We start from the raw sequence: 26,514 nt of genomic DNA on the forward strand, positions 1-26,514 counted from the left end.
GCCTCTCGGCGGAGCTCTCCGACACCACGGGCCGGTTGTTGGACAAGTACCTGCAGACCGCCTGCCCGCCCCCGCGTCAAGAAGACCAAGACAGCGACGGTCTCCTGCCCCCGCAGGAGCACCGGCACGCTGAAGCCCTCCACCAGCTCCTCGCGGGCTACGGGTCTTCCCCGCAAGCCGCGACAAGGCATGGCCACACCGCCACCCTCGATCTCACGGTCGATATCGAGACGTTGCAGGGCAAGGACACCGGCCGCCTCCCGTTGCTGGAGGGCGACCCGATCTCGGTTCCCAGGGCGCGCCTGCTGGCTTGCGAGGGCGTGGTGATCCCCTCGGTGTTCAACTACGCCACAGGCGAAGCAGTCGAACTCGGCCGGGCACTGCGCCTGCCGAACACGGCCCTGCGCAGGAAGCTGGAGCTTGAGCAGCCAGGAGGTTGCGCCTGGTCCGGGTGCGGGCGCCCGGTCGCCTGGACCGAAGCCCACCACATCCAACACTGGGCCGACGGCGGCCCCACGATCGCGGAGAACCTGATCCTGCTCTGCCGGTTCCACCACGGCCGCATCCACACCACCGGCTGGACCGTGGAGAAGACCGGCCCCGGACAAGCCGTCATCACCCACCACGACGGCCACCACACCTCCAGCATCGCGAGCGCCCCCGGTGGCAACACCGGGTGTGGCTGCTCCGACTGGCGCACCGACCACGACATGGACATTGAGCACACCGGCACCGACTGGGACGTGTTCCCCACCGGGCTCTACCGGTCGGAATGGTCCGAGGCCATGAAACCCGACCTCGATGCCCTGGCCGAGGCCATCGACCGGGACCGCGCCCTCAAAGCCATGAAGGCAGCGAGAGCGAAATGCCGAGCGAAGTTCACGACACCCAACCAGGCAACACCACCACCGCCAACGGCATCGACACCGACACCGACACCGACACCACCGATCACGCCGCCGATCATCCAGGCCCCCAAGCCTTCCGAACCGATCGAAGCACCCAGGACCCAGAAGGTGATGGCTGGCGTGACCGGTGAAGTCGACTACGGGGAACCACCGTTCTTACTGTGCCCTCAGCGGGCGACTGCTGAGGGGAAGCGCCGCAACACCAGCAGCGCAGCCCGACACCCAAATGGGATCGGGCCCCTCACCATGTCCAGGGAAGAAACCAGCCCCGGCACAACCCGGAACAGGCACTGCCGGCAGCCGAAGAACGAGCCAGGGAAGTAGCGGCCTCGTTGTCGCTGCCCGCCTGAACCAGGCCCCAATTCGGCCCGCCAGTCAAATACCTCGATCTCTGACGCGACGAGGCCGGCAGAGTCGGTTCGCCGCTGATAAACACGACACCGCTTCCTTGGTATCGTCGGCGGCTTCCCCAATAGCCCGACTCCCTTGGAGCGCCATGCCGTTTATGGATCTGCCCGACTGCGTGAATGCCCGCGATCTTGGCGGCACCCCTCTCGCCGGTGGTGCCACTATCCGAATGCGAGCGCTGCTGCGCTCCGACAACCATGACCTCCTCACCGAAGCCGGGATCGCCGCCGTGCGTGAACTCGGCGTGGGCCGGATCATCGACCTTCGGCATGGATGGGAGGCCCGGGAGTTCCCGAGTCCGTTCGTGGATGACGAGATCTACCGCAATCTGCCGTTGCTCGGCGTCTACCCGGGTTTCGACCCGACCGCACCCGACGACTACCGGCCCGAGGTCGACCACGCGCCGGAACGCGTCGCCGCCGCGTTCACTGCCTTCGCCGAAGCCCCTCCCGGGCCCGTCCTCGTCCACTGCCACGCGGGCCGCGACCGCGCTGGCATCATGACCGCGATTGCCCTGGCGGTCGCAGGTGCGTCCCACGAGGCCATCGTCGCCGATTACACCGCCACCGAAGGCGCAGAAGCGAAAACAATGCAGGACTTGCTCGACCACTTCGACAGCGAGCACGGGGGAGTACCCGCCTACCTCGCCAACGGTGGGGTGTCCCCGCACCACCTCACGGCGGTGCGGGAACGCCTGACCGGCGTGCCCGGTCAGGATTCGTAGGAGTCGGCGATGAGTTGTCGGTGTCGGTTGATCAGCCGGTAGATCAGGAACGCGACCGCGATTTGGGCGATGCCGGACACGATGAACGCCACCGGCACGCTGGTCAGTTCGGCCAGCGCGCCACCGGTCAAGGCTCCCAAAGGAATGCCGCCCCACAACGCCACGCGGTGGGCGCCGAGGACCCGGCCGAGTAGCTCGGCGGGGATCATCGCCTGCCGGAGCGACATCGACAGTACGTTCCACATGGTCACTCCCGCTGCCATGCCGAAGAAGCACACGCCCGCCGTCCAGAGGTTCGTGAAGCTGCCGAGCAGAACGCACATCACCGGCGAGATGGCCACGGCAAGGGCGATCGTCCGCGGTCGGCCTACACGAGCAGCCAGTGGCCCGACCTCGGCGGATCCGGCGAGGCCGCCGATCCCCATGGCGACGAACAGGATGCCGTACATCGAGGGGCTGAGGTGCAATGTGTGCAGCGCGTACAGGACGTTGAGGGACGTTGCCATGGACAGGAACGCGGCGATCAGTCCGCTGAGGATCGTCAGGTGCCGCAGCAGCGGGTGGCGCCAAAGCCATTGCAGCCCTTCGCGGATGTCCGCGCGCAAGGTCGTGGGCTCGGAGCGCTCGGTCCGGAACCGCCCGGGGACGGCGAGAACGAGGAGCGCGGCCACCAGGAACCCGATCGCGCTGCCGATGAACGGGACCGCGCGGAGCCAGCCGAAGAGCGCCGCGCCCACCGGTGGTCCGATGAAGCTCTGCCCGACGGTCTCTTCGACTGTGAGCCAGCTGTTGGCCTTGTCGAGGTTCCGGCGGTCGACGATTTGGGGCAGGATGGCGCGGGCCGCCGAGTCGTAGACGACTTGGCAGAGCCCGAGCGCGAACGCGGCGGCGTACAGCACCAGGATGCTTTCCGCGCCAAGGGTGATGAGCAGTATGAGGACGCTGAGCAGGGCGGCCCGCATGATATTGACGGTCGACATGGCGCGCTTGCGATCGAGCCGGTCCACGAGCGCCCCGCCCGGCAGGCCGAACAGCAGCCACGGGAGGAACGCGAACGCGGTGAGGCCGGAGATGAGGACCGGATTGTCGGTCAGCGATACGGCGAGCAAAGGCAGCGACACTTTGCTGATGCCGTCGGCGCAGGTGGCTGCGGCGGATGCGGTGAACAGTTTCCAGAATGGGCGATCAAGTCGGGGCGTCGACCGATCGGCAGTGCTGATCCCTTGGGACAACAGATATTCCTACCTTTGGGAAACGAAGCGTCGTTTCCGCTCAGGCGAGGGTTGTCCTCCCGATGGTGCGGAAACGCAGGGCGCGAGAAATGTCCACTGTTACCGCCTCCAATCGTTTTCCAGCGAGTGCAACGTGGGAAGCCTAACATCGCTCGGCGGGTCCCTGGCAGCCCGAATGCCAGCCGTGGGACCGGTCCCAAGAATTCTGAAGGTGCATGCAACCGCACGGCGGCTTCCGTGCGTACACAGTGTGGCGTCGTCGTGTGATGCGGATCCCCCTGATGCGCAGCGTGTCATAGACAACCCGCTCCGTAGTGGACTGGCGCGGGCGCCTTAGCTCAGAAAGGAACGCAATGATGCGAAAACGGATCGTCGCTCTATTGGGAGCGCTCTCCCTTGCTCTGACCGTGGCCCTGGGAATCGCCTCCCCGGCCGCAGCCGCCGACGAGATCAACTACGCAGTGGACGCCGACTGGAACGGCGACTGCACGGACCGCCGCTACCTCCCTCAGGTCGACGGCTGCGTCGAACCCAACGGTGACATCCTGTGGGTCAAGGACAACGTAGCCAACGGCTACGCCGTCAAGCTCCGCTGGTTCGACGAGGACGGTGACCGCTCCGGCGAGTGCATCGACACCCTCGGCCAGGCCAAGGCGTGGACCGTCTGCAACAAGGACTTCCCCGAGGGCCACGACATCATGTGGTCCGTCGGCTGGAACTCCGCCAACGGATGGAACTACTCCGACTGGTGGAGGACCCGAGTCTGAGTCGAATCCGGCCCGCCGACCCGCAAGGGCCGGCGGGCCGCCGCATTCAGCGGCGACAGCCTGTCGTACCGACCTGCCATCATCAGCATCATGGAAATCAACTGGTTGGCAGCCGTAGTCGCGTTCGCGGTCGGCATGGTCGTGGCGTGGGTCTGGTACGCCAAAGCTTTTGCAACCTTGTGGGCGGCGCTGGCGGGCGTGGCTCCGGAGGACTTGAAGAGGGCCGGCAGGCGGAACATGATCCTGCTCCTCATCGCGAACGGCGTGACGGCGTTCGGGTTGGCGGTCGGTATCGGGCTCGCGGCGGAGGCCTTCGGAGATGATTCGGCGTGGCCGGCACTGCTGGTCGGTTTCATGGCGTGGTTGACGCTCTCGGCGACCACGCTGCTTCAGCACAACGCTTTCGAGCTGAAACCTCCGAAGCTGACCCTCCTGAACAGCGCCTATCAACTGGTGCTGTTTCTTGCTATGGCGCTGGTGATCGGAGTGATGTAGCAAGAAGCGGTCTCGACCGGCGCGGCGGTCGCGTGCGATGCCGGTGCGACCGCAGCGAGCGCCTCAGCACCGAACTACATCAGGGCCACCGCCAACTTGGCGAACCATCGTCGAAACCTCATGGTCTTCTCCAATCCGCTCATCAGCATGAGGTCACGTTCAGGATGCTGCTTCTCGAGGCCGCGTCTTCGCCTCCACGCTGGATGATGATCGCGGACCTCCACTCAGGGCGGCCGTGTGTGTCCTGTCAGGTCTATTGTGGTGGTGTGGTTCCGAGGAGCCGGAGGGTGGCGGGCTGCATGGATCCTGTCAATGATCAAGGGACTCAACACCTTCATGATCAACGACGCTCCATGCCCGTCCGCATCCCACCCGCGACACACGCAGCCGCCCTGCGCGGCAGCCCGGTCTACCGGGAGCATGGCGGAGTGTGTCACCATCGAAGACACGAAACCTTCTGTGCTGGAACTGAATCTGTAGCAACTCCAGTCTCCACCACGAGGTTGACTTCTGTCCCAACCACTTCCAGGCGCCCTCGGTTCCGATCACCTTGCCCGGAAGGGCTGAATTCGGCATTCCTGCCAGTCTCCCGCCGGTCCCCCGCCGGTGTTCCGCCTGTCAATAGGTCCCTTGTGCCGGAAGGATGGTCTCGAAGGCCCATTACACGATCGATCCAGTCGCATTCCCAGATAGTTGAAGCGATCGGACCGGTCATTGTCAGATGAGCCTCCAAAGAACCCGCAAGGAAGAGGGGTAGTTCATGACCATCAGATCGAGACTGTGGGCTTCGCTGGCTGTGGCGCTCGCAATGATTCTCGCGGCCGGACTGGGCGTCGCCGGGCCCGCTGCAGCCGATTCCGGCACAGGCGATCTCGCCGCGGCAGACGCTGCCGAGCTCGGCGCGCTGCTCGATGTCGAGGTTGTGCCGCAACCGGACGGCTATATCGAGATCACCGAGTACGAGAAGGCCACTGAAATCACGATGGTCGCAGCAGATTGCGAGAGGACTGTGCGCGCGAACAAGCCCACGAAGTCCTCGTCACGCATCCGCGGCAGCGGCTACTACAGCATCTCAGGGTGCGGCAGCAGCCCATATGAGGTCATCATCAGCATCGAGGTTTATGTCAACGGCAACTGGCTGTCAATGCACTCATGGGACTTCCTGACCTACCCCCCGATCAGTGGCGAGCCCAGCATCAGCACGCCCTGCAAGAAGGGGGGCTGGACCACCGAGATCAACCTCCTGAAGGACGGCAGCTCGGTTAGGTACATGAGAAGCAACGTCCTGGAGGTGACCTCGTGCTGAACGGCCGAGAGGAGCAAACCATGAAGTATCGACGATGGATCGCCAAGATGGCGGTGGCGCTGATGATCATCGGGATCGGCGCGGTCAGCGCGGTCATACCAGCCTCGTCCGCATCAGCCGCCGGCTGCACCCTCACCACCAGTATCAGCGGACCGCACAAGGTCGGGTCGAACGTCAACGGCATCTTGAACATCAAGGTGTCCGGTTGCTCAGGCCGGTACTGGACGGAGTACAGCTACCTCAACGGCCCCACGAACGACGGACGTACGGTGACCTACAGGGGCGACCGCAGCTACTCGGTCCTTCTCAGCGCGCCGTGCCGGACCGGAACCTACAAGCTCATCCTGCAGATCCTCGGCGACGGATTCGACTCCTACGACGAGCAATCGAAGTACATCCGGTGCTGACCTTAAAGCCTTGAGCCGGTTTTCTCAGCCTTGACGCCTTCCGAGGCGAAACTCCGGCGAGATACCGGCGGAATGCCGTTGGCGAACCGGATCGGCATGCTCACATGAGACAGGCACGAAGCAGCGGCTCCTCCCAGGGTTGGGATGAGCCGCTGCTCTGGTTGTCGATGCCAAGTTGCTGGCGCCGTTCAGGGTTCGTGTCGGCGGGGCCGACAGGTCATCGCTGGGCGGCGCTGAGCAGGCTGGTGAAGTCCGAGGAGGCGAGGTCGAAGACGGGCGAGGTCTCACCGAGTTTCGAGTCGCGCACCTGGAACGCACCCTCGCTCGCCCGGGCCTCCACGCAGTCCGACTGCTGGTCACCCTGGCTGCGGGACGATTTCCGCCACTCAGTAGTCATGCCAGATACTCCTCCAGTTCCTCCGACTTGCTTTCAGCGCTCGCGAAGAGCCGCTCGTAGAAGAACACTACTTCCGCTCGCTCGATATACCGGCAGCCGTCCCTGGACTCGATGTATGCGATGGGCGGCATTTCGGGCGTAGTTGTCAAGAGCTTGAACGAAGTTCCGGCCGCTGCATGAAGGCCGGTCACGACCCGAACCGTGACGTTCGGGAGTGAGTTCACCTCCCGGAGCCGCGCGATCTGGGCCTCACGAACCGGCTGCGGGAGCTTGTCGAGGTACCGCATGGCACCTTCGCCGATCAGGAATTCCATATGTGGAAGGAGCCTTCGACCGAAGATGAGTTTCTGCCGCTGCGCACGAAGTTCTTGGATCTGCTTTGCAACCGCTGGAGGGATGGGCAGCTGCACTTTCTGCAGCTCGAGGAGATATTCCAGGAGCTGGAGGAGGCCAGGAATGAGTTCGGCTTCGTATACCCGAATGTGGGTGGCGACCTGTTCCGATTCGAGGAACAGCGGGAAGTCGGGATTGATCTCCTCCTCGCTATACGCGTCGAAGTACGCTTCCCACCAGCCGCGCTGGCTGCTCTTCGCCCACAGCGAGAGCAGGTAACTGGTTTCCCTCTCGTCCAGCTCGAAGTATCGGCACATCGCATCGATCACCGGTCGCTTCGTGCCTTGAGTGCCCTTTTCGATCCGCTCGATAGTGTTGCGGCCCATGCCGATACCGGCACCAACTTGAGCTGGCCTCTCTCCCTTGGCTTCTCGAAGGAGCTTGAATCGGAGTCCCATCGCCCGACGGGCGAGTGTCGGCTGCTCACTCATCGTTGCAGTATGCATACGGAAGGCATAGGGCGCAACCTCCGTGTTCGTCGCGCCCCGGTGCAGAACGACCACAGTGGTGGCTCTTTCATCTGCGGCATTGCGCGGCTTACGGTCGAAGAGGCCGAGATTCCGCCGTCGCTGACCCGTGGCGGGCACGGCCTTCCCGTGAAGACTGACGGGCCGCTGGTTCGACTTGGCATCTCCCAGCGGCCCGTCTCACCAGAGATGGAGACTCCGATGGCGCAGACCAGAGTACGCGCGAGCGCGCCCACCGAACAAGACGAACTCGTACCGCAGCGCATGGACCTCGTCGCCGAGTGGACGACACCCGAACGTGTCAACTTCGAGTTGTGGATCGACGTCGAAGTCGGCGACGGCATCATCCTCGCCATCGGCGACCAGCCCGCCGAACTCGCCGCCGAGGTCCTGTTCGTCGGCGACCGCATGTGCACCACCTGGCGAGGACCGATCACCACTCGAGACCGAACCTGGCTCAACGCCCAACGCGTTCGGGCCGAGTTCCTCTACTTCTCGGAGCACTCGTGACTTCCCTGGGCGCCTTCGACTTCGACGGGATGACCGTTGAGGTCGAATCACTGCGCAGCCGGACACTGTCCTATGAGGTCTTCTGGCTCCATCGCACTGCGCCCGAGCCGAAGGGCACGCTCGCGATCCGTCGCCCGACCGGCATCGCCCTCGCGAATCAGGTCGCGCTCGACCCGTTCGCGCTCGATGCGGCTCTGGCCGATTTCCTCAAGAAGCGTTCTGACGGCTTCGGCTGATCAGGTGGCGATTTCGCGGATGTCGTCGGTGAAGCGCTTGGGGTCGCTGAGGTGCGGGAAGTTGCCCTCGGTTCGGTAGGCCGTGCAGATCGCTCCGGGGATCCGCTCTTCCAGCCAGGTCTCGTAGCCCGTTTGCGGCGCGCTGGCGAAGATCGACAGATACCGGCACTTCAGTCTGCGGGGCCCGGCGATGATCTCCTGTAGTGCCCGTTCGGCTTCGGGCTCCGGCTGCGATTCGTCAAGGCGCTGTTCGATAGTGACCACTGCATGGGCGACATAGCGAGCCGCGAAGAGGGAGGCGACCAAGGCTGCTGCGCCGTGGCCTGCGACGACCGGCGCGCGGGTGCCCATCCGGGCGACGTACTCGGCGAGGATCTCGGCCTGGTCGCCGATCGAGTGGCCCTCGGGAAGGTCCAGGACCGCGACCGCGTGTTCGTCGGCGAGGCGAGCGGCCACCGGCCACCAGGCCGAGCGGTCGCACCCGGGATCGTTGAGCAGCAGCACGGGACGGCCGTCGGCGCCCCACCGTTCGCCGTCCCGTTCGCGGTCGGAGTGGTGGAGGAGGTGATCGAAACGCAGCGCCGGCATGGCGGAGCTCCTGTCGGGTGGTCGGCGAAAAGGTCTGGGCGGTGTCGTCGGCCGGGCCGGGCAGTTCATGGGTTCGCCGCATCGACTGCGGCGCGCAGAGTCTACGAGTCGATGTGAGGTAAATTCTCGGTGGGTCCGTTTCGTCCCTTCTGATCAGTGCGACCTTGGTCTCCCCAGAAACCGGCGATCGCGGTGATGGCGCTGGTCGGCACCCGTTCGGGGGGTTAATGGATTGCCTGCCGTCGGACCCTGCCTTTACGCTCGGCTAGTGAGGTTCCTCCGCGCTCCCGAACTCCCGCTCGACGACCCCCTGAGACCCGAAGGCTCGAGGGGCGCTTCGTCGCCCCGTGCATCGACACCGCCGCCAGGGACTCCCTGGCGGTTCCTCGTGTGGATCGCCACCCGCCGCAAGGGCCTCATGACCTCGGCGCTCGTCACCTCCGGCATCGCCCTCGGGGCGCTTCCGGTGCTCCCGTTCTTCCTCACCGGCGCGGTCGACAACGGTCTGCGCGAACGGGACTGGAGCGCGCTGACCTTCTGGTCGCTCGGGATGGTCCTCGCCGGGTTCGTCACCGCCGCGATGATCGTCTGGTCGCACCGCCTGACCGTGTACTGGCGGGCGGACGCCTCCTACCGGGTCCTGCAGCTCGCCACCCGGAAAGTCAACCGGCTCGGCGACGACCTGCGGCGCCGGCTCACCACCGGCGAGGTCGTGAGCGTCGGCGCCACCGACATCAACCGGATCTCCTGGGCCGTCGACTCGCTGGCACCCACCGCAGGCTGCCTCGTGGGGCTCGTCGCCGTCGGCGTGCTCCTGTTCAACACCTCGGTCGCCCTGGGCCTCACCATCTTCATCGGCGTGTTCGTCGTCGGCCTCGTCACCGGGCCGCTGCTCAAGCGCCTCCAAGACCGCCAAGAGCAGTACCGCGAGCGCGTCGGCGACATCACCGAGCGCGCCTCCGACATCGTCTCGGGCCTCCGCGTCCTGCGCGGCATCGGCGGCGAGGCCCGGTTCAACGCCTCCTACCGGCGCGACTCCGACGCCCTCCGTTCCGCCGGATACAAGGTCGCCGGGCCCACCGCCTGGCTGAACTCCCTCGGGGAGGGCACGCCCGCGATCCTGCTCGGCGTCGTCATCTGGATCGCCGCCCGTCAGGTCGCCTCCGGTGACCTGACGCCGGGCCAGATGGTCGCCGCGTTCGGCTACACCGGCGCGCTGCTGCTGCCCGTGCACTGGCTCATCGGCTGCACGTACCGCATCATCGAAGGCCGCGTCGCCGCCGGCAAGGTCTGCGAACTGCTCAACACCCCCGAACGCGAAGCTCCCGCCGAGATCCTGCCCGGGCCCCGCACGGGCGCCGAGCTGCACGACCCGGAGTCCGGCCTCACGGTTGCCGGCGGCGAGCTGCTCGCCGTGGCCTCCTCCGACTCCGAGCAGGTCGCCGCCGTGTTCGACCGGCTCGGCGGCTACACCGAGTCCGAAGCCCGTTTCGGCACTGTGCCTGTGGCGCAACTGGACCGCGACGAACTGCGGAAGCGCGTCCTCGTCGCCGACCACGACGCGTACCTGTTCGCCGGCACGGTCGCAGCGGCGGTCGGGGCGCGCGACGGGCACGACCGCGTGGAAGCCGCCATCGAGGCGGCCTCGGCCCACGACGTCATCGAGGCCCTCCCCGACGGACTCGACACCGAGGTCGACAACCAGGCCCGCACCCTGTCGGGCGGCCAGCGCCAGCGCCTGCGCCTGGCCCGCGCGATCGCCGCCGACCCTGAAGCGCTGCTGCTGCACGAGCCGACCTCCGCGGTCGACTCGCACACCGAGGCCCGCATCGTCGACCGCCTCGCCGAGACCCGCGGTGGCCGCGCCACCGCCATCGCGACCACCTCGCCGCTGTGGCTCGGCCGCGCCGACCGGGTCGCGTTCGTCAGGGGCGGCAAGGTCATCGCCCACGGCACGCACCGCGAACTGGTCGCCGAGCACGCCGACTACCGCGCACTCGTCACCAGGGGATCTGAATGAGTGAGAGCACTATGAGCGACAAGAGCACGAACCAGCTGCCGATCGCCGACAGCCCTACGGTCCGCCGCGCGTTCTTCAGGCTCCTCGGCACCGAGAAGCGCCGCGCCGTCGTCGCGGTCAGCCTGCACCTGGTCGCCGCCGTCGCCGCGGCCGTCGCCCCGATCCTGCTGGGGGACATGCTCGACCAGCTGGCCGCCGGTTCAGGCGCGGCCGAGATCGACCGGCTCGCGCTCGGCATCGTGGCCGCGATCGTCGTCGTCGTGGCCTTCACCTGGGCCGGAACCTTCGTGTCCTACCGCCTCGGCGAACGCCTCTCGGCGCGGATGCGCGTCCAGTTCGTCGAACGCGCCCTGCGCCTGCCGATGCCCGTGGTCGAACAGGCCGGCTCCGGCGACCTCATGACCCGCTCCTCGGCCGACGTGCCCGAGGCCGGGGTGCTGTTCCGCGACGGCCTGCCGCAGATCACCGTCTCGCTTCTGAAGGTCCTGGTCTTCTTCGGCGCCATGCTCATCGCGAGCCCGCTGCTCGGCCTGTGCATGCTCGTCGTCGTCCCGCCGCTGTACATCGGCACCCGCTGGTACCTCAAGCGCGGCCGCAACGGCTACCTAGCCGAACGCCATGCCGAATCCGCCATCGGCGACACCATCGGCGCCTCCGCCGACGGCGCCCGCACCACCGAGGCCTACCGCCTTCGCTCCCAGCGCGACGGCGCCGGGGACGACACGGTCGCCAAGCACTGGAAAGCCGCCCGCTACACCCTGTTCCTGCGCAGCGTCTTCTTCCCGTTCCTCGACGGCGCGTACGCCCTGCCGACCGCGACCGTGCTGCTCGTGGGCGGCGCGTTCTACTTCAACGGCACGGTCACCCTCGGCACCGTCGCCGCCTGCGCGGTGCTCACCCGCCAGATCATGTTCCCGATCGACCACCTCCTCATGTGGGTCGAGAAGGTCCAGCGCGGCTTCGCGGCCATGTCCCGCATCGAAGGCGTCGCGGAAGCCGAGGACACCGAATCGGGAGCCACGACCGCCCGCCCGGTCGACGGCACCGTGGACCTCACCGAGGTCCGCTACGCCTACCCGACCAGCCCCCGCGACGTGCTCCACGGCGTCACCCTGAACGTCCCCGCCGGGCAGCGCCTCGCCGTGGTCGGCCCTTCCGGCGCAGGCAAGTCGACGCTGGCGCGGCTCATCTCCGGGTCCGACGTGCCCCGCGAAGGCCGCGCCGCGATCGGCGGCGTCGACGTCGCCGCGCTGCCGCTCGACGAGCGCCGCAAGCGCGTCACCCTGGTGACCCAGGAGCACCACGTCTTCACGGCTTCCTTGCGGGACAACCTGGTCCTCGCCAAAGCCGAAGCCACGGACGAGGAGCTGAACGAGGCCCTCGCCGCGGTCGGCGCGGACTGGGTCTTCGACCTGCCCGAAGGCCTCGACACGCCGCTGGGCGGCAAGAACCGGGAGCTGGACGCGGCGAGCGCCCAGCAGATCGCGCTGGCGCGGATCATCCTGGCCGACCCCGATGTGGTGATCCTCGACGAGGCCACGGCGATGCTCGACCCGCGCGCGGCCCGCGACACCGAGCGGGCGCTCGGGGCGGTCCTGGAGGGCCGCACCGTGATCGCGATCGCGCACCGGCTCCACACCGCGCACGACGCGGACCGCATCGCGGTGGTCGAAGACGGAAGGGTCGCCGAATTGGGGAATCACGACGAGTTGATCGCGCTCGACGGCCACTACGCCGCTCTCTGGCGGGCCTGGCACGGGGATATCGAAGCGGCTGAGCCGGCTCCGGAGGGCGCACTCGCTTCGAGCGCGAATACTTTGTAGCCCAAACAAAACCAGGCCCCGGGCTTTCGCCCGGGGCCTGCACTGGCTCGAGAACACCACCACAAGTCGGAACACCCACCGACTCGTTATTAGCAAGGAAACAGAAAGGAAACCAGGAAACCCGTTCCGAACCAGTGACGAAAGAGTATCACGTCACATGCGCACTGGCTAGGGGGTCATATCCACCCTGCTCTATCGATGCCAAGTGGTTTTCGGGATGCGTCCGTCACACTCTGCGGCAAGCCCACATTCCACGGGTGCCCAGCGCGGGTCCGCGCCGCGCACGGCCTAGACTCGACTGGTCTTCCCGCAGCTAGTAACCGTTAGGAAACACCTGTCGTGAGTACGATTTCACGCGAGGAAGTCGCGCACCTGGCGCGACTGGCCCGCCTCGAAGTCACCGATGACGAGCTCGACGCCTTCGCCGGCCAACTCGACGTCATCCTCGAATCGATGAAGACGCTCGCCGAAGTGAACACGGACGGCGTCCAGCCGACCTCGCACGCGGTGCCGCTGGTGAACGTCTTCCGGGAAGACCAGCCTCAGCCGTCCCTGCCCCGCGAAGCCGCCCTCGCCGGCGGCCCCGACACGTTCGAGGACCGCTTCCGCGTCCCGCGCATCCTGGACGAGGAGGCCTAGCCATGACCGGACACCGCGCAATCGACCAGACCGCCGCCCACATGGCCGACGCCATCCGCACGGGCCGCGCCACTTCTTACGAGATCACCGAGGCCCACCTCGACCGCATCGACGCGATCGACGGCACTGTGAAGGCCTTCCTCCACGTCGACCGCGAAGGCGCGCTCGCCACCGCCCGCGAGGTCGACGAGGCCATCGCCCGTGGCGAGAAGCTCGGCCCGCTCGCCGGCGTCCCGATCGCCGTCAAGGACGTCGTGGTCACCAAGGGCATGCCGACCACCGCCGCCTCCAAGATCCTCGAAGGCTGGATCCCGCCCTACGACGCCACCATCGTCGAGCGCATCAAGGCCGCGAAGATGCCGATCCTCGGCAAGACCAACATGGACGAGTTCGCCATGGGCTCTTCTACCGAATACTCCGCGTTCGGCGCGACCCTGAACCCGTGGGACATCGGGCGCATCCCCGGCGGCTCCGGCGGCGGCTCGGCCGCGGCCGTCGCCGCCAAGATGGCCCCGCTCGCCATCGGCACCGACACCGGCGGTTCCATCCGCCAGCCCGGCGCCGTCACCGGCACCTTCGGCGCCAAGCCCACCTACGGGTCCAACTCCCGCTACGGCCTGATCGCCTTCTCGTCCTCACTGGACACCCCGGGTCCGGTGGCCCGCAACGCGTTCGACGCGGCACTGCTCCACGAGATCATCTCCGGCTACGACCCGCGCGACTCCACCGCGATCGACGCGCCCGTCCCGCCCGTGGTCGCCGCCGCCAAAGCCGGCGCCACCGGGGACCTCAGCGGCGTCAAGCTCGGCGTCGTCAAGGAGTTCGCCGAAGGCACCGACGCCGCCGAACCCGGCGTCATCGCCGCCTACGAGGCCGGCGTCGAACAGCTCGTGAAGCTCGGGGCCGAGATCGTCGAGGTCTCCTGCCCGTCCTTCACCTACGCGCTGCCGACCTACTACCTCATCGCCCCGTCCGAGGCCTCCTCCAACCTGGCCCGCTACGACGGCGTTCGCTACGGCCTGCGCGCCGGCGACGACGGCAAGCACTCGCTCGAAGAGGTCATGAGCCTCACCCGCGAAGCCGGATTCGGCCCGGAGGTCAAGCGCCGCATCATCCTCGGCACCTACGCGCTCAGCGCCGGGTACGTGGACGCGTTCTACGGCAAGGCCCAGCTCGTCCGCACGCTCATCAAGCAGGACTTCGAGAAGGCCTTCGAGCAGGTCGACGCGATCATCAGCCCGACCACGCCGTTCATCGCCTTCAAGTTCGGCGAGCGCACCGGCGACCCGTACCAGATGTACCTCGCCGACCTCTACACGATCCCGACCAACCTCTACGGCGGCCCCGGCGTCTCCGTCCCGGTCGGCCTCTCCGAGGGCATGCCCGTCGGCCTCCAGGTCATGGGCCCGGTCATGGGCGACGACATCACCTACCGCGTCGCGGCCGCCCTGGAGTCCACCCAGGACACCCTGCTCGCCGACACCGCGCCCGAGATCGAAGGGAACTAGCGTCATGACGAAGCTGAACGACTACGACAAGGCCGTCGAGACCTACGAGCCCGTCCTCGGCCTCGAGACCCACATCGAGCTCGACACCAACACCAAGATGTTCTGCGGCTGCTCCACCACCTTCGGCGCCGAACCGAACACGCAGGTCTGCCCCGTGTGCCTGGCCCTGCCCGGCGCCCTCCCGGTCGCCAACAAGGCCGCGATCGAAGCGACCATCAAGATCGGCCTGGCCCTGAACTGCCGCATCGCCGAATGGACCCGCTTCGCCCGGAAGAACTACTTCTACCCGGACATGCCGAAGAACTTCCAGACCAGCCAGTACGAGGAGCCCCTCTGCGAAGAGGGCTACGTCGACGTCACCGTCGACGGCAAGGAGTACCGCGTCGAGATCGAGCGGGTCCACCTCGAAGAGGACACCGGCAAGACCCTCCACATGGGCGGCGCCACCGGCCGCATCCACGGCGCCACCGAATCCCTCGTGGACTACAACCGCGCCGGCATCCCCCTCGTGGAGATCGTCACCAAGCCCGTCCCGGGCACCGGCGCCCTCGCCCCCGAGGTCGCCCGCGCCTACACCGCCGAACTGCGCGACATCGTCCGCGCCCTCGGCGTCTCCGACGTCCGCATGGAGCAGGGGTCGCTCCGATGCGACGTCAACCTCTCGCTCAACCTGCCCGGCGACGAGTGGGGCACCCGCACCGAGACCAAGAACGTCAACTCCCTGCGCTCGGTCGAACGCGCCGTCCGCTACGAAGTGCGCCGCCAGTCCGCGCTCCTCGACGCGGGGGAGCGGATCTTCCAGGAGACCCGCCACTTCCAGGAGGCCACCGGCGAGACCCGCGCCGGACGCTCCAAAGAGGAAGCCACCGACTACCGGTACTTCCCCGAGCCCGACCTGGCCGTCATGGAGCCCAGCCGCGAATGGGTCGAGCAGCTCCGATCCGAGCTCCCGGAGCCCCCGCGCAAGCGCCGCGAACGCCTCCAGGCCGACTGGTCCCTGGGCGACAAGGAGATGCAGTCGGTCGTCAACGCCGACGCCCTCCAACTCATCGAATCCACCGTCGCCGCCGGGACCAGCCCGTCCGGCGCCGTCAAGTGGTGGCTCGGTGAACTCTCCCGCCGCGCCAACGAGTCCGGCGAGGAACTCGCCGCGCTGGCCATCACGCCGACCCAGGTCGCCCAGCTCCAGGGCATGGTCGACGACGGCCGCCTGAACGACAAGCTGGCCCGCCAGGTCATCGACGGCGTGCTCGCCGGTGAAGGCGACCCCGCCGACGTCGCCGCGAAGCGCGGCCTCGAGGTCGTCTCCGACACCGGTGCGCTCGAGAAGGCCGTCGACGAGGCCATCGCCGCCAACCCGGCCGTCGCCGACAAGATCCGCGGCGGCACCCACGCCGCCGCCGGCGTCCTCATCGGCGCGGTCATGAAGGCCACCAAGGGCCAGGCCGACGCCGGCACGGTCCGCCAGATCATCCTGGACAAACTGAGTTAGCGAGACATAGCGAAGGGCCGGACTGAGTCGATTGACGGCTCGCAGGCTTCACCGAAGCCGTCCGGCCCTTTTGCGTTCGCTGTCCGTTCAATCCCAGTGTGAGCCGCGAGTCTTTGGGCACCCCAGAGAGCGATGTTATTCACAGACGATTGGTACCCTTGACCGCGCAAGCTTCAGGCCGACCGGAGGAGGTGAGGGCCATGGGTGATGACCCCGGATCTAGTCGAGATACCGACGCGTTCTTCCCATTTTCCTTTTACCGTGCCCCGCGTCCTCTTACATTGAAGCGGGCAGCCTGACCTACGGCGATCGATCCGCTGCGTGAGTTGGGGGCACGGCCCTTTCCTCATGTACTGGAGGTGGCTGACATGGCTCAAGTCATCCAGCCTATTTCGCCCGCGGCGGTAGACGAGCTCGCGGCGCTCCGCCTGGAACTCGCCGACACCTCGACCGTCGAACTCGCCGAAGAGCTGCCCCGTATGGATCTGGCCGAACAGGCCCTCCGGTTCCGGCTCCTCCCCAAAGACCGCGCACTCGCCGTCTTCGAAGAGTTCGACACCGTCCACCAGCAGGAACTCCTCGACGGCCTCAAGACCGACACCGTCCGCGAACTGCTCGACTCGATGGAGCCCGACGACCGGGCCAAGCTCTTCGAAGAGATGCCCGCGAAGGTCGCGACCCGCTTCCAGAGCCAGCTCAGCCCATCTGAGCGGCACATGACCGCGCAGCTCCTCGGCTACGAGCCCGAGTCGGCCGGGCGCATCATGACGCCCGACTACGTGTCGCTGCGCGCGTCGATGACGGCCGCCGCCGCGATCGAGCGCATCCGCCACCTGCGCGAACGTCCCCGGCACCTCGACGTGCTCCCGGTGACGGACGGGCACCGCAAGCTCCTCGGCACCGTGACCCTCGCCGACCTGGTGAGCGCCGACCCCGACTCGCTGGTGCACGACCTCATCGCGGACGAGCACTACCAGGTCTCCACCGACACCGACCAGGAAGAGGCGGCCCGCCTCATCCAGGAGGCCAACCTCATCGCGCTCTCGGTGGTCGACCACGAGGACCGCCTCGTCGGCCTCATCACCTGGGACGACGCCATGGAGATCCTCGAAGCCGAGGACACCGAGGACGCCGCCCGCGCCGGTGCCGCCGAGCCGCTCGAACGCCCCTACCTCTCGGCGGGCGTGTTCATGCTCGCGCGCAAGCGCGCGGTGTGGCTGCTCATCCTCGCCGTCTCCGCCTCGCTCACCGTGACCGTGCTCAACTACTACGAGAGCTACCTCGCGAACGTCACGGTCCTGGCGGTGTTCATCTCGCTGCTCACCGGCACCGGCGGCAACTCCGGGTCGCAGGCGTCGGTGACGATCATCCGCGCCATGGCCGTCGGCGAGGTCCGCTTCTCCGACGCCTTCCGCATCACCTGGCGCGAATCGCGCGTGGGCTTCCTGCTCGGCGCGATGCTCGCGGCCGTCGGCGCCCCGGCGGTCGGCTTCATCTACGGCTGGGACATCGGCTTCATCATCGGATTGACACTGCTGCTGATCTGCACCTGGTCCACGTTCGTGGGCTCACTGCTGCCGCTGCTGGCAAAGAAAGTGGGCATCGACCCGGCCCTGGTCTCGGCCCCGATGGTCTCGACCCTCTGCGATGCGACGGGCCTGCTCATCTACTTCTCGGTCGCGGCAGTGGTCCTCGGCCCCGCCCTGACCGGCTGAACGGCATGAGAAGAGGCCCCGGCCTCGGCCCAAACTGACCTCACGGTGTATCCGAGAACCGGGAACGGTTTCAGTCCTGCTGCGGTGCGGTCGATTCCGTGCCGCTCTGGATATCGCCCTCGTCGACCTGGTCCTCGGTCGGGATCACCGTGCGGTCGAGGGTCACGTCCGTCTCGGTGCCCGAGCCGACCGAGATCGAGTCGTACGCGGTGAGCGCCTTCGTGACCGGGTCGAAGTAGAGGACGTCCATCTCCATCCTCATCGGCTCGTCGGACTGGAAGTTCCGCAGCCCGGCCGCGCCGGTGGAGCCCTCGACCATGAGCGTCGTGCCCTCGCCGAGGTCCTGCACCGCCCGTTCGTGCGTGTGCCCGGCCAGCACGAGCGGCACCGTCCCGGTCAGCGGCACCGCCATCGGAGGCTCGTGGACCATCGCGAGGTCGGCACCGCCCGCCGCCAGGATGGCTTCATTGAGGCGCTCGCCGGACTCGGTGAGCATCTGCTGCGCGTACTCGCTGGAGGGCTGGGCGCCCTTGTCGGGCGTGAACCTGGGGTCGGGGACCCCGCCGAACCGGAGGCCGGCCACCTCTTGGACCTCGCCGTCGAGCACGACCACGTTGTCGTAGGACGCGAGCGCGGCCACCGTCGTCACCGAGTCGTGGTTGCCCTTGACGAACACGTACGGGCAGTTGATCTGCTCCACGCCCCGCGAGAAGATCTCCGCCTCCTGCTCGGAGCCCCAGTCGTTGATGTCCCCGGTGTCGGCCACCGCGTCGATGTCGAACTGCTCGACGACCGACTCCATGAGGTGCCAGGCCGAGGGGTTGAGGTGGATGTCGGAGACGTGGAGGACCTTGATCGAGTCGTCCTGGATGCCCAGCTGCGGCATGTCCATCGCGAGCGCGTAGAACTCGGAGATGTTCGTGACGAACTTCTGGAGGTTCGCCACGTACTCCTCGTAGTTCACGGCGATGTCCTCGGCGTTGCCGACCACGCTGGGCGCATACGCGAGCAGGCCCTCATAGCGCGGCTGCGAGATCGACTCGGCGCGCAGCGTCGTGGCCGCGTACCCCATGAGCGCGGCGGTGACCGCGAGCGAGGTGACCCCGGTGAGCAGGGCGCGGCGCATGGTCCGGAACGCGAGCGCGCCGACGAGCAGCCCGCAGAGCGTCACGATCGCCAGCGCCTCGATGACGACGCGGACCACCGCGTCGGTGACGTCCGTGGCGAGGCTCTCGGAGGCGGAGGTGACGCCGCCGGGGGTGTTGATGATGGTCTGGGCCTCGACCGGGTCGACCGAGTCGAGTTTGAGGTTGAGGCCGATCGGCCCGTCGTGGCTGTCGAAGATGACGTCGCCGAGCGGGGGGATGGTCACGACGGTCTCGCCGCTGAGGTCGGGGTGCAGCGACATCGTGGTGTCGAACGGCCCGATGTCGGCCTTGGTGCCGCCCACGAGCGCGAGGCCTCCGGCGGCCGCGCCGGTGCCGAGGAACAGGATCGCGGCCACCACCGCGACCCGCTTCGCCCGTTTCGATCGCCGCAGCCGCGTCCAGCTCGCTCTCGATCTGCGCCACAAGGATGTCGCATGCCTCCCGGTGGTGCGGGCGGCATGCTCGATGCGGTGCAGGGCGGCGGCGAGCCGGTCGTTCATCGAGATCCTTTCGGTTGCGGCGGGATCGTTCTCGGGCATGCGGTTCAGGTTCTTCCCTGAGCCGAGGAGCTGGTGGCGAACCGGATGATCCGGTCGTCGGCCTCGTTGGCGGTGCAGCCGCGCTCATCGGTGCAGCGGCCGTCGCGGTTGGAGGTCGTCACCCAGAGCATCCCGTCGGGGCCCATGGCGACCGATCGTAGACGACCGAACTCGTTCACCACGATCGGTTGCGGCTCGGCGGGCGCACCGGACTGGTCGAATTGAACGATCCAGAGGCGCTGTCCTCGCAGGCAGGCGGTCACGAGTGCGTCCTCGAGGAAGATCGCGCCGGCGCAGGAGGCCTCGAACGGCTCCCAGACGACCACCGGGTCGGTGTAGGCGTCCTCGGTGTCGTTGCCCTCGAAGTAGGGCCAGCCGTAGTTGGCGCCGGGTTCGATGAGGTTGAGCTCGTCGGCGATGTCCTGGCCGAACTCGGTGGCGTAGAGCTGCCCGGCGGCGTTCCAGGCGAGGCCTTCGACGTTGCGGTGCCCGAAGGTGTAGACGGGGGAGTCGGGGTCGGGGTTGCCTCCGGCGGGTTCGCCTTCGGTGGTGATGCGGAGGATCTTGCCGCCCAGGGAGTCGGGGTTCTGGGCGTTGTCGCCGTCGCCGCCGTCGCCGGTGGCGGCGTAGAGGAAGCCGTCCGGGCCGAATTCGAGGGCGCCGCCGTTGTGGTTGGGCCCGGAGGGGATCCCGGTGAGGATCGGTTCGGGGGCGGCTTCGGTCTCGAGGTTGATCTTGGCGATCCGGTTGTCGTCGCCGGTGGTGTAGTACGCGTAGACCGTGGAGTCGGTGTCGTATTCGGGGGAGACGGCGAGGCCGAGGAGGCCGCCTTCGCCGGTGTCGGCGATGTCGACGGTGCGCAGTTCTTCGGGCTCGCCGACGGTGCCGTCTTCGGCGACGGAGAGGGCGAGGATGCGGCCGGTGGTGCGCTCGCCGACGATCGCGGTGCCGTCGGGCAGGAAGTCGAGGCCCCAGGGGACGTCGAGGTTCTGGGCGACGACGTCCATGTACGTGGCGGGCTCTTCGGGGGCGCCGGAGGGCGTGGGGAGGTTCGGCGGCTCGCCGGTCTCGGGCTCGGGCGGCTCGCCGAAGGAGCACGACGCGAGCGTGAGTGCGGCGGCGGTGGCCGCCGCGGCCTGGAGCAACCTGCGCATGGCCCCAAGACTATAGGTCAAGCCCGACGATGCGGACGTGCGGTTTTCCACGCCTCTTTGTTCCCCGACTCGGGCCGCGCTAACCCCCGCGGCGCCGAATCCAGGATCCTATAGGATCAATCCCGAGATTGGCGCGAGCGCGCGGAGCCGAGGACGACGAGCGGGGGAAGAGGCTGTGGCCGTGAAGGTTTGGATCGCGCACGAGGAGGGCCGCGCGATGCTCGGTCCGCTGCCCGAAGGCGTCGACGTCGAGGTCTACGACGGGCGCGGCGATTACCCGTCCGATCCGGCGACCCTCGACTTCTGGGTCCCGCCGTTCCTCGCCCGGTCGAAGGTCACGACCCCGCTGCGTGACATGACCTCGCTGAAGGCGATCCAGCTGCTCAGCGCCGGAGCCGAGGTCTGGGTCCCGGCCGTCCCGAGCGGCGTGACCCTCTGCGACGCCCGCGGCGTGCACACCGGCGTCACCGCCGAATGGACCATCGGCGCGGTCATCGCCTCGATGCGCGGCTTCGACGTCTTCGCGCGCAAGCAGACCCGACACGAGTGGAAGGTCGAGTGGACCACCACCGTCGTCGGCAAGCGCGCCCTCGTCGTCGGCGCGGGCGATATCGGCGAGAAGGTCGCCGAAGTCCTCACCGTCCTCGGCGCGGAAGTGGAGAAGGTGGCCCGCCGCGAACGGCCCGGCGTCCATGCCATCGACGGGATCGAAGGGCTGCTGCCCGATTGCGACGTGGTGATCCTGATCCTGCCGCTCACCGACGCCACGCGCGGCCTCGTGGACGCGAAGTTCCTGTCGCACATGAAGGACGGCGCGCTCCTGGTCAACGCCGCGCGCGGCCCGATCGTCGACACCGACGCCCTCGTCGCCGAGGTCGCCTCCGGCCGCCTGCGCTGCGCCGTGGACGTCGTCGACCCCGAACCGCTGCCCGCGGACCACCCGCTCTGGGACCTCGAAGGCGCGCTCATCACCCCGCACGCCGGAGCCTCAGTGGACGGCACCCTCGACCGCGCTTACGCCCCGATCGGGGCCCAGATCCGTCGCTTCGCGGCGGGCGAGCCCCTCGACAACGTCGTGGTCGACGGCTACTAGCCCTCGTCCGCGGTCCGGAGCTCCTGGCCGCCGATCGCGAGGACCTGGGGGAGGTTCTCGGGCTTCAGCGGGTCCAGGCGGACCTGGGACTGGTCATCCAATATGGCCGCCACACCCTCGTTGCCGGTGGCGAAGCCGTCGATGTGCTTCCACGCGATGGTGCGGCTCGTGAACAGGCCGCGGACCGCGATGCCCTCGCTCGTCACGTCCACGCCCGAGCGCCAGGCCCACATCGAGACCCCGACCGGCGCGAGGAGGAGCACGAAGCCCAGCGCCACCGAGAACGGGCCCCACAGCGGCTGCTCGATCATGAGCGCCAACGAAAGCGGGGTCACCGTCAGCCAGGCCACGAAGGCCGCGCCGGTGATCGCCGCCGGGCGGCGGACCCGCAGCCGTCGCCTGCTGCGCGGCGACGCCGAGGTGCCGGATTCGGGACCGGTGGAGGCATCGGGACTCGTCATGGCACCAGCCTGACACACCCGGACGCGGGTGGCGCAAAGTGGCCGGTCCGGTTTCTGTCGGATTGTCGCTTGACGCGCACGCTGAACGTGGCACGATCACCTCAACAGCAGCGGCACAAGCCTGGTGGGGGTGGACGTGGCCGTCAAGATCACATTCCGTCCGACGACGCGCCAGGTGCTCGGCCGCGCGCTGTTCCTCTCCTCCCTCTCGCTCGTCGCCGCCCTCGTCCCGGCCGTCGCCTACATGCTCTCGGTCGGCCACTGGTACCACTACACGCTGCTCGCGCTCTTCCTCGTCGCGATCGCCGTCGCGCTCGGGGTGGCCTACGCGGGCGCCCGCAACCGCGGGGTGGTGCTCGACGAACGCGGGATCCATCCGCTCAAAGCCGTTGCGTCCCAGAAGCACACCGAGCGGTACGCCGCCTGGACGGACGTCGCCGACATCCGGGCCGAGCGGCGCGCGAGCCGTACGGTGCCCGTGGTCTACCTCCTCGACCCCGAGCAGAAGCCGTGGCGACTCCAGGCGCCGTACTCGGGGCGCGGGCTCTCGGTCGACGACGGGCTCGACGAGAAGATCTTCGTGATGCGCAGCATCTGGGACGCCTACAAGCGCGGCCTCCCGCGCTCGCGCCAGCGCCCCTAGCGGCATCGACCGGCGTCACTGGCACCGCTGCGCGACCGGTGAGATCCCGCTGCTGGACGGCGCGCGCTGCGTGCGCCGGGCAGAGCTTGACTTGCAGGGGATCGTAGAGGCAGAATCCACGAGTCCCCAACTGGAAAGCGCTGTCAAGCCCAGCGCCGAGCAACGTCTCCCGACCGTGCCGAACGCCGAAGGATCACCTGTGGCACATAGGAACACCGACATCATCCCCACTGTCGAAGGCCTGGCCTACGGCGGCGACTACAACCCCGAGCAGTGGCCCCGCGAGGTCTGGGACGAGGACATCCGCCTCATGCGGGAAGCCGGGGTCAACCTGGTCAGCGTCAACATCTTCGCCTGGGCCAGCGTCAATCCCGGTCCGGGGGAGTGGGACTTCACCCAACTCGACGCCATCATGGACCTCCTCGCCGCAGGCGGCATCCAAGCCGACCTCGCCACCTCCACCGCCTCGCCGCCGCCGTGGTTCTCCCAGGCGCACCCTGAGACCCTCCCGGTGAATCCCGAAGGCCTCACGCTGAACTCCGGCGCCCGCGCCGAATACTGCCCGCACGCCCCGGTCTTCCAAGCGGCCGTGGTGGAAATGGCCACCCGGCTCGCCGAACGCTATGCGCGGCACCCCGCCCTCGCCATGTGGCACGTCGGCAACGAGTACTACCGCTCCTGCACGTGCGACTTCGCTGCGGACGCCTTCCGCGCCTGGCTCCAAGAACGCCACGGCGACCTCGACGGCCTCAACCACGCGTGGGGCACCACGTTCTGGTCCCAGACCTACGGCGACTGGTCCCAAGTCCTGCCCCCGCGCATCTGCGCCGAGACCCCGAACCCAGGGCTCGTGCTCGACTTCCGGCGCTTCTCCTCCGATGCGCTCCTGAAGCTCTTCCGCTCCGAAGCCGAAGCCATCGAAGCCCACGGCCCCGACAAGCCCATCACCACCAACCTCATGGTCAGCGGCAACTTCGCCGGCCTCGACTACCACCGCTGGGGCGAGCACGCGACCGGCCCGAACCGCCTGATCGCCACCGACCACTACCTGTTGCCCGACGACGCGATCGGCTGGCCCGCGCAGGTCGCGTTCGGCGCCGACGCCTCCCGCGGCCTCGCCGCCGGCAGCCCCTGGCTGCTCCTGGAGCAGTCCTCCAACTCCTCCGCCTGGCGCCGCGGCTACTTCGCCAAACGGCCAGGGGACCTCCTGCGCCACTCACTCTCCTATGTGGCGCGAGGCTCCGAAGGCGCCATGTACTTCCAATGGCGCGCCTCCCGCTACGGCGCCGAGCGCTACCACTCCGCGATGGTGCCCCACGGCGGCACCGACTCCAAGGTCTTCCGCGAAGTCAAGCAGCTCGGCGCCTGGCTGCGGGACCTCGCCGAGATCAAAGGATCCACCGTGGACTCCCGCGCCGCGATCCTCCTCGACTTCAACTCGGCCTGGGCCGCCGACACCCCCGGCCAGCCCTCCGCCGACATGGACACGTACCCGGAACTGCGGCGCTGGCATGCGGCCCTTTGGAAGCGCGGCGTCACCACCGACCTGGTGAACCCCGAATGGGACCTCAGCGGCTACGAGTACGTCTTCGCACCGCACCTGTACCTCCTCGACGACGACGCGCACCTGCGCGCCTACGTCGAAGGCGGCGGCGCCCTCGTCGTCGGCCCGTACTCCGGCATCGTGGACAGCAACGAGCACGTCCACCCCGGGCTCCCCGGCGCCCTCGGCGACCTCATGGGCGTCCGCGTCGAGGAGTTCGTCCCGATCCCCAAGGGCGACAAGGCGGCTCTTGACAACGGCTGGGAAGGCGAGACCTGGTCCGAGGTGACCCACGCCGTGGACGCCGAGACGCTGGCGACCTTCAAGGACTATCCGGAGACCGGAGCCGTCTTCCGCCGCAAGGTGGGCCGCGGCGAAGTCTGGTACCTCGCCACCCGCCTCGCCGACCTGGACCCGTTCCTGGCGAGCCTCGGCGTCGCGGGCGACTTCCCCGACACCCCCGCCGACCTGGAACTGGTCCGCCGAAGCCACGAGGACGGCCGCAGCTACCTCTTCGCGATCAACCACGGCGAGGAACCCGTCAAGGTCCCGGCCAAGGGCACGAACCTCCTCACCGGAACGCCATGGGCTCCCGCACTCTCCCTGAGGCCCGGCGAGAGCGCGGTGATTCGCGAGGCCTGATGTCGCACGGGTCGACTAGGGTCACAGGGCCCCCACAAGCACCCACGGAGGAGACCCTGATGACCACGATCGTCCTCGTCCACGCCCTCGGATCCAGCAGCCGCGCCTGGCAGCCCCAGGTCGCGGCCCTCGGCGACCGCCACAAGGTGCTGGCCCCCGACCTCCCCGGCCACGGCGGGACCCCCGGCCCCTTCGGCCTCGAACCCGCGGCCTTCGAGATCGCCGAACTCATCGCCGCCGAACCCGACCCGGTGACCCTCGTCGGCATCTCCGTCGGCGCCACGGTCGCCATGCTCGCGGCTCTGGACGAGCCGTCCCGGGTCGCGAACCTGGTCCTCTCCGGGGGCACGGCCCACGCCCCCGGCGTCGCCCTCCAACGCAACCTGATGCGCCTCATGCCCACCGGCATGATCACCGCCCTGATGTCGGGCATGTACGCCGGAGGCCGCCCCGAACTCAAGACCCAAGCCAAAGAAGACCTGCGCACCGCCGGCAAGCGGGCCTTCATCAACGGCCTCGGCGAACTCGCCGCCCTCGACCTCCGCCCCCGCCTCACCGACCTCCAGATCCCGACCCTGGTCCTCTGCGGCGAAAGAGACAAGGAAAACCTCAAGCCCGCCGAAGAACTGGCGGCAACCATCCCCAACGCCCGCCTCGAGGTCATCCCCGAAGCCGGCCACATCTGGAACCTGCAGTTCCCGGACCTCTTCACGGAGAAACTCACCGACCTCATCGCCTGACCGCCCTGGGCACGGTTCAGCCGGACACCACGAACGCGAGTGCCGTTACCAGCACGAGCACAGCAGCGACCGCGAAACACGTCATCGCCGCCCGCACCCGCTTGAACTTCTCGTATGCCAGTGTCGCGAGCATCGACAACTCCTCGGCGGCATGGTGCAACTGCCGTTCCGAATCAGCGGAATGCCGCAGCACTGTCCTGATGATCTCGTCCGGGCTGTGGCGGGCACCGACGCGGATGCCTGTATGCCCGGAGAGACGCGGCCACACGGCAGCGCCGAGAAAGGCGATCCCGGCAGACATGAACGCGGCCGCGGCCCATGCCGTAACGCTGAAGACGCCGAACGGCTGCGTTAACGAGGGCGCGGCGAGCAGAAGCGCGGTGATGGGAATGGCCCCAGCGGCGAGGAGAGCCGCCTTGGTGTCCGCATGGGCCACATTGACCCGCGCGTGGTCGATCTGTCGGTGGACCTCATCAAGCGCGTGTTTCGCGGCCATGGACGGTGGGGTTCCCATGG

The 26,514-nt window shown here is 68.0% G+C and carries 26 protein-coding genes; 18 read left to right on the top strand and 8 right to left on the bottom strand.

All coding sequences use genetic code 11. From position 1 onward, the window contains the following. Both ACFO8M_RS17250 and ACFO8M_RS17255 read left to right on the top strand, forming a co-directional pair. On the top strand, positions 1-1,232 hold a 1,232-nt coding region (locus ACFO8M_RS17250; RefSeq protein ID WP_387977806.1), incomplete at its 5' end, for an HNH endonuclease signature motif containing protein. Positions 1,233-1,413: 181 nt separating this feature from the next. After that, positions 1,414-2,040, top strand: a complete 627-nt coding sequence (locus ACFO8M_RS17255) for a tyrosine-protein phosphatase (protein WP_387978116.1) — start codon at positions 1,414-1,416, stop codon at positions 2,038-2,040. Here ACFO8M_RS17255 and ACFO8M_RS17260 read toward each other — a convergent pair. Beyond that, on the bottom strand, positions 2,028-3,272 hold the full coding sequence (locus tag ACFO8M_RS17260) for an MFS transporter (RefSeq protein WP_387977807.1): 1,245 nt from the start codon (positions 3,270-3,272) through the stop codon (positions 2,028-2,030). The two genes, ACFO8M_RS17255 and ACFO8M_RS17260, sit on opposite strands and share 13 nt — an antisense overlap. A gap of 356 nt (positions 3,273-3,628) precedes the next feature. Between ACFO8M_RS17260 and ACFO8M_RS17265 the strand changes: the two genes are divergently transcribed. The 4 genes from ACFO8M_RS17265 to ACFO8M_RS17280 all read left to right on the top strand — a co-directional run bounded on the left by ACFO8M_RS17265 (position 3,629) and on the right by ACFO8M_RS17280 (position 6,247). After that, positions 3,629-4,039 (top strand): hypothetical protein, encoded by a 411-nt coding sequence (locus ACFO8M_RS17265; protein ID WP_387977809.1) that lies wholly within the window; start codon positions 3,629-3,631, stop codon positions 4,037-4,039. Between the two features lie 90 nt (positions 4,040-4,129). Continuing rightward, on the top strand, positions 4,130-4,534 hold the full coding sequence (locus ACFO8M_RS17270; protein ID WP_387977811.1) for a DUF1761 domain-containing protein: 405 nt from the start codon (positions 4,130-4,132) through the stop codon (positions 4,532-4,534). A gap of 760 nt (positions 4,535-5,294) precedes the next feature. Beyond that, entirely contained in the window at positions 5,295-5,840 is a 546-nt protein-coding gene (locus ACFO8M_RS17275; RefSeq protein ID WP_387977813.1) for a hypothetical protein, read from the top strand. A gap of 20 nt (positions 5,841-5,860) precedes the next feature. Beyond that, positions 5,861-6,247 (top strand): hypothetical protein, encoded by a 387-nt coding sequence (locus ACFO8M_RS17280; RefSeq protein WP_387977815.1) that lies wholly within the window; start codon positions 5,861-5,863, stop codon positions 6,245-6,247. A 217-nt stretch (positions 6,248-6,464) separates the two neighbouring features. Here the strand turns inward: ACFO8M_RS17280 and ACFO8M_RS17285 are convergent, their stop codons facing one another. Together ACFO8M_RS17285 and ACFO8M_RS17290 are read right to left on the bottom strand one after the other, a co-directional pair. Beyond that, entirely contained in the window at positions 6,465-6,644 is a 180-nt protein-coding gene (locus ACFO8M_RS17285) for a DUF397 domain-containing protein (protein WP_387977817.1), read from the bottom strand. Next, a complete protein-coding gene (locus ACFO8M_RS17290; protein WP_387977819.1) occupies positions 6,641-7,468 on the bottom strand; it encodes a Scr1 family TA system antitoxin-like transcriptional regulator in 828 nt (275 codons plus the stop codon). The genes ACFO8M_RS17285 and ACFO8M_RS17290 overlap by 4 nt, the downstream gene beginning before the upstream one ends. A gap of 237 nt (positions 7,469-7,705) precedes the next feature. Between ACFO8M_RS17290 and ACFO8M_RS17295 the strand changes: the two genes are divergently transcribed. Together ACFO8M_RS17295 and ACFO8M_RS17300 are read left to right on the top strand one after the other, a co-directional pair. Further along, positions 7,706-8,014, top strand: a complete 309-nt coding sequence (locus ACFO8M_RS17295) for a hypothetical protein (RefSeq protein WP_387977821.1) — start codon at positions 7,706-7,708, stop codon at positions 8,012-8,014. Next, positions 8,011-8,250 (top strand): hypothetical protein, encoded by a 240-nt coding sequence (locus ACFO8M_RS17300; RefSeq protein WP_387977822.1) that lies wholly within the window; start codon positions 8,011-8,013, stop codon positions 8,248-8,250. The genes ACFO8M_RS17295 and ACFO8M_RS17300 overlap by 4 nt, the downstream gene beginning before the upstream one ends. On the opposite strand, the gene ACFO8M_RS17305 is transcribed toward ACFO8M_RS17300, so the two are convergent. Further along, on the bottom strand, positions 8,251-8,838 hold the full coding sequence (locus tag ACFO8M_RS17305; RefSeq protein ID WP_387977824.1) for an alpha/beta fold hydrolase: 588 nt from the start codon (positions 8,836-8,838) through the stop codon (positions 8,251-8,253). It abuts the gene before it with no gap. Positions 8,839-9,226: 388 nt separating this feature from the next. On the opposite strand from ACFO8M_RS17305, the gene ACFO8M_RS17310 reads away from it, so the two are divergent. From ACFO8M_RS17310 to mgtE, 6 genes are all read left to right on the top strand, one after another. Continuing rightward, the gene (locus ACFO8M_RS17310; RefSeq protein ID WP_387977826.1) at positions 9,227-10,858 is read left to right on the top strand and encodes an ABC transporter ATP-binding protein; all 1,632 of its coding nucleotides are present in this window, start codon (positions 9,227-9,229) and stop codon (positions 10,856-10,858) included. Then, entirely contained in the window at positions 10,855-12,681 is a 1,827-nt protein-coding gene (locus ACFO8M_RS17315; protein WP_387977828.1) for an ABC transporter ATP-binding protein, read from the top strand. Before ACFO8M_RS17310 ends, ACFO8M_RS17315 begins: the two co-directional genes overlap by 4 nt. Before the next feature lie 339 nt (positions 12,682-13,020). Then, on the top strand, positions 13,021-13,320 hold the full coding sequence (gatC, locus tag ACFO8M_RS17320) for an Asp-tRNA(Asn)/Glu-tRNA(Gln) amidotransferase subunit GatC (RefSeq protein WP_387977830.1): 300 nt from the start codon (positions 13,021-13,023) through the stop codon (positions 13,318-13,320). A gap of 41 nt (positions 13,321-13,361) precedes the next feature. Beyond that, the gene (gatA, locus tag ACFO8M_RS17325; protein ID WP_387978118.1) at positions 13,362-14,828 is read left to right on the top strand and encodes an Asp-tRNA(Asn)/Glu-tRNA(Gln) amidotransferase subunit GatA; all 1,467 of its coding nucleotides are present in this window, start codon (positions 13,362-13,364) and stop codon (positions 14,826-14,828) included. 4 nt (positions 14,829-14,832) lie between these two features. Beyond that, positions 14,833-16,320: an Asp-tRNA(Asn)/Glu-tRNA(Gln) amidotransferase subunit GatB gene (gene gatB, locus ACFO8M_RS17330; protein WP_387977832.1), complete on the top strand. Its 1,488-nt coding sequence runs from the start codon at positions 14,833-14,835 to the stop codon at positions 16,318-16,320. Positions 16,321-16,688: 368 nt separating this feature from the next. Further along, positions 16,689-18,035 (top strand): magnesium transporter, encoded by a 1,347-nt coding sequence (gene mgtE, locus ACFO8M_RS17335; RefSeq protein ID WP_387977834.1) that lies wholly within the window; start codon positions 16,689-16,691, stop codon positions 18,033-18,035. Between the two features lie 70 nt (positions 18,036-18,105). On the opposite strand, the gene ACFO8M_RS17340 is transcribed toward mgtE, so the two are convergent. Beyond that, positions 18,106-19,722, bottom strand: coding sequence for a metallophosphoesterase family protein (locus ACFO8M_RS17340; RefSeq protein ID WP_387977836.1), 1,617 nt, complete (start codon positions 19,720-19,722; stop codon positions 18,106-18,108). A gap of 5 nt (positions 19,723-19,727) precedes the next feature. Further along, the gene (locus tag ACFO8M_RS17345; RefSeq protein ID WP_387977838.1) at positions 19,728-20,876 is read right to left on the bottom strand and encodes a PQQ-dependent sugar dehydrogenase; all 1,149 of its coding nucleotides are present in this window, start codon (positions 20,874-20,876) and stop codon (positions 19,728-19,730) included. 181 nt (positions 20,877-21,057) lie between these two features. Here ACFO8M_RS17345 and ACFO8M_RS17350 point away from each other — a divergent pair, with 181 nt between their 5' ends. Then, positions 21,058-21,969, top strand: coding sequence for a 2-hydroxyacid dehydrogenase (locus ACFO8M_RS17350; protein ID WP_387977840.1), 912 nt, complete (start codon positions 21,058-21,060; stop codon positions 21,967-21,969). On the opposite strand, the gene ACFO8M_RS17355 is transcribed toward ACFO8M_RS17350, so the two are convergent. After that, positions 21,966-22,430, bottom strand: a complete 465-nt coding sequence (locus ACFO8M_RS17355) for a PH domain-containing protein (RefSeq protein WP_387977841.1) — start codon at positions 22,428-22,430, stop codon at positions 21,966-21,968. The two genes, ACFO8M_RS17350 and ACFO8M_RS17355, sit on opposite strands and share 4 nt — an antisense overlap. A 136-nt stretch (positions 22,431-22,566) precedes the next feature. On the opposite strand from ACFO8M_RS17355, the gene ACFO8M_RS17360 reads away from it, so the two are divergent. From ACFO8M_RS17360 to ACFO8M_RS17370, 3 genes are all read left to right on the top strand, one after another. Continuing rightward, on the top strand, positions 22,567-23,073 hold the full coding sequence (locus ACFO8M_RS17360) for a hypothetical protein (RefSeq protein ID WP_387977843.1): 507 nt from the start codon (positions 22,567-22,569) through the stop codon (positions 23,071-23,073). 199 nt (positions 23,074-23,272) lie between these two features. Then, positions 23,273-25,258 (top strand): beta-galactosidase, encoded by a 1,986-nt coding sequence (locus ACFO8M_RS17365; RefSeq protein ID WP_387977844.1) that lies wholly within the window; start codon positions 23,273-23,275, stop codon positions 25,256-25,258. Positions 25,259-25,317: 59 nt separating this feature from the next. Further along, positions 25,318-25,998, top strand: a complete 681-nt coding sequence (locus ACFO8M_RS17370; RefSeq protein ID WP_387977846.1) for an alpha/beta fold hydrolase — start codon at positions 25,318-25,320, stop codon at positions 25,996-25,998. Positions 25,999-26,014: 16 nt separating this feature from the next. Here ACFO8M_RS17370 and ACFO8M_RS17375 read toward each other — a convergent pair whose 3' ends face one another. Beyond that, positions 26,015-26,512, bottom strand: a complete 498-nt coding sequence (locus tag ACFO8M_RS17375; protein WP_387977848.1) for a Pycsar system effector family protein — start codon at positions 26,510-26,512, stop codon at positions 26,015-26,017. Positions 26,513-26,514: the final 2 nt, after the last annotated feature.

Origin of the sequence: Glycomyces rhizosphaerae (assembly GCF_042647865.1) — a bacterium.
Classification (GTDB): Bacteria; Actinomycetota; Actinomycetes; order Mycobacteriales; family Micromonosporaceae; genus Glycomyces; species Glycomyces rhizosphaerae.

Coding starts and splice junctions, on each gene's coding strand:
- ACFO8M_RS17355 (WP_387977841.1), bottom strand. CDS start 22,430: ATGACGAGTCCCGATGCCTCCACCGGTCCCGAATCCGGCACCTCGGCG.
- ACFO8M_RS17345 (WP_387977838.1), bottom strand. CDS start 20,876: ATGCGCAGGTTGCTCCAGGCCGCGGCGGCCACCGCCGCCGCACTCACG.
- ACFO8M_RS17315 (WP_387977828.1), top strand. CDS start 10,855: ATGAGTGAGAGCACTATGAGCGACAAGAGCACGAACCAGCTGCCGATC.
- ACFO8M_RS17270 (WP_387977811.1), top strand. CDS start 4,130: ATGGAAATCAACTGGTTGGCAGCCGTAGTCGCGTTCGCGGTCGGCATG.
- ACFO8M_RS17340 (WP_387977836.1), bottom strand. CDS start 19,722: ATGCCCGAGAACGATCCCGCCGCAACCGAAAGGATCTCGATGAACGAC.
- ACFO8M_RS17255 (WP_387978116.1), top strand. CDS start 1,414: ATGGATCTGCCCGACTGCGTGAATGCCCGCGATCTTGGCGGCACCCCT.
- mgtE (WP_387977834.1), top strand. CDS start 16,689: ATGGCTCAAGTCATCCAGCCTATTTCGCCCGCGGCGGTAGACGAGCTC.
- ACFO8M_RS17290 (WP_387977819.1), bottom strand. CDS start 7,468: ATGAGTGAGCAGCCGACACTCGCCCGTCGGGCGATGGGACTCCGATTC.
- gatA (WP_387978118.1), top strand. CDS start 13,362: ATGGCCGACGCCATCCGCACGGGCCGCGCCACTTCTTACGAGATCACC.
- ACFO8M_RS17370 (WP_387977846.1), top strand. CDS start 25,318: ATGACCACGATCGTCCTCGTCCACGCCCTCGGATCCAGCAGCCGCGCC.
- ACFO8M_RS17305 (WP_387977824.1), bottom strand. CDS start 8,838: ATGCCGGCGCTGCGTTTCGATCACCTCCTCCACCACTCCGACCGCGAA.
- ACFO8M_RS17375 (WP_387977848.1), bottom strand. CDS start 26,512: ATGGGAACCCCACCGTCCATGGCCGCGAAACACGCGCTTGATGAGGTC.
- ACFO8M_RS17280 (WP_387977815.1), top strand. CDS start 5,861: ATGAAGTATCGACGATGGATCGCCAAGATGGCGGTGGCGCTGATGATC.
- ACFO8M_RS17285 (WP_387977817.1), bottom strand. CDS start 6,644: ATGACTACTGAGTGGCGGAAATCGTCCCGCAGCCAGGGTGACCAGCAG.
- gatB (WP_387977832.1), top strand. CDS start 14,833: ATGACGAAGCTGAACGACTACGACAAGGCCGTCGAGACCTACGAGCCC.
- ACFO8M_RS17275 (WP_387977813.1), top strand. CDS start 5,295: ATGACCATCAGATCGAGACTGTGGGCTTCGCTGGCTGTGGCGCTCGCA.
- ACFO8M_RS17265 (WP_387977809.1), top strand. CDS start 3,629: ATGCGAAAACGGATCGTCGCTCTATTGGGAGCGCTCTCCCTTGCTCTG.
- ACFO8M_RS17295 (WP_387977821.1), top strand. CDS start 7,706: ATGGCGCAGACCAGAGTACGCGCGAGCGCGCCCACCGAACAAGACGAA.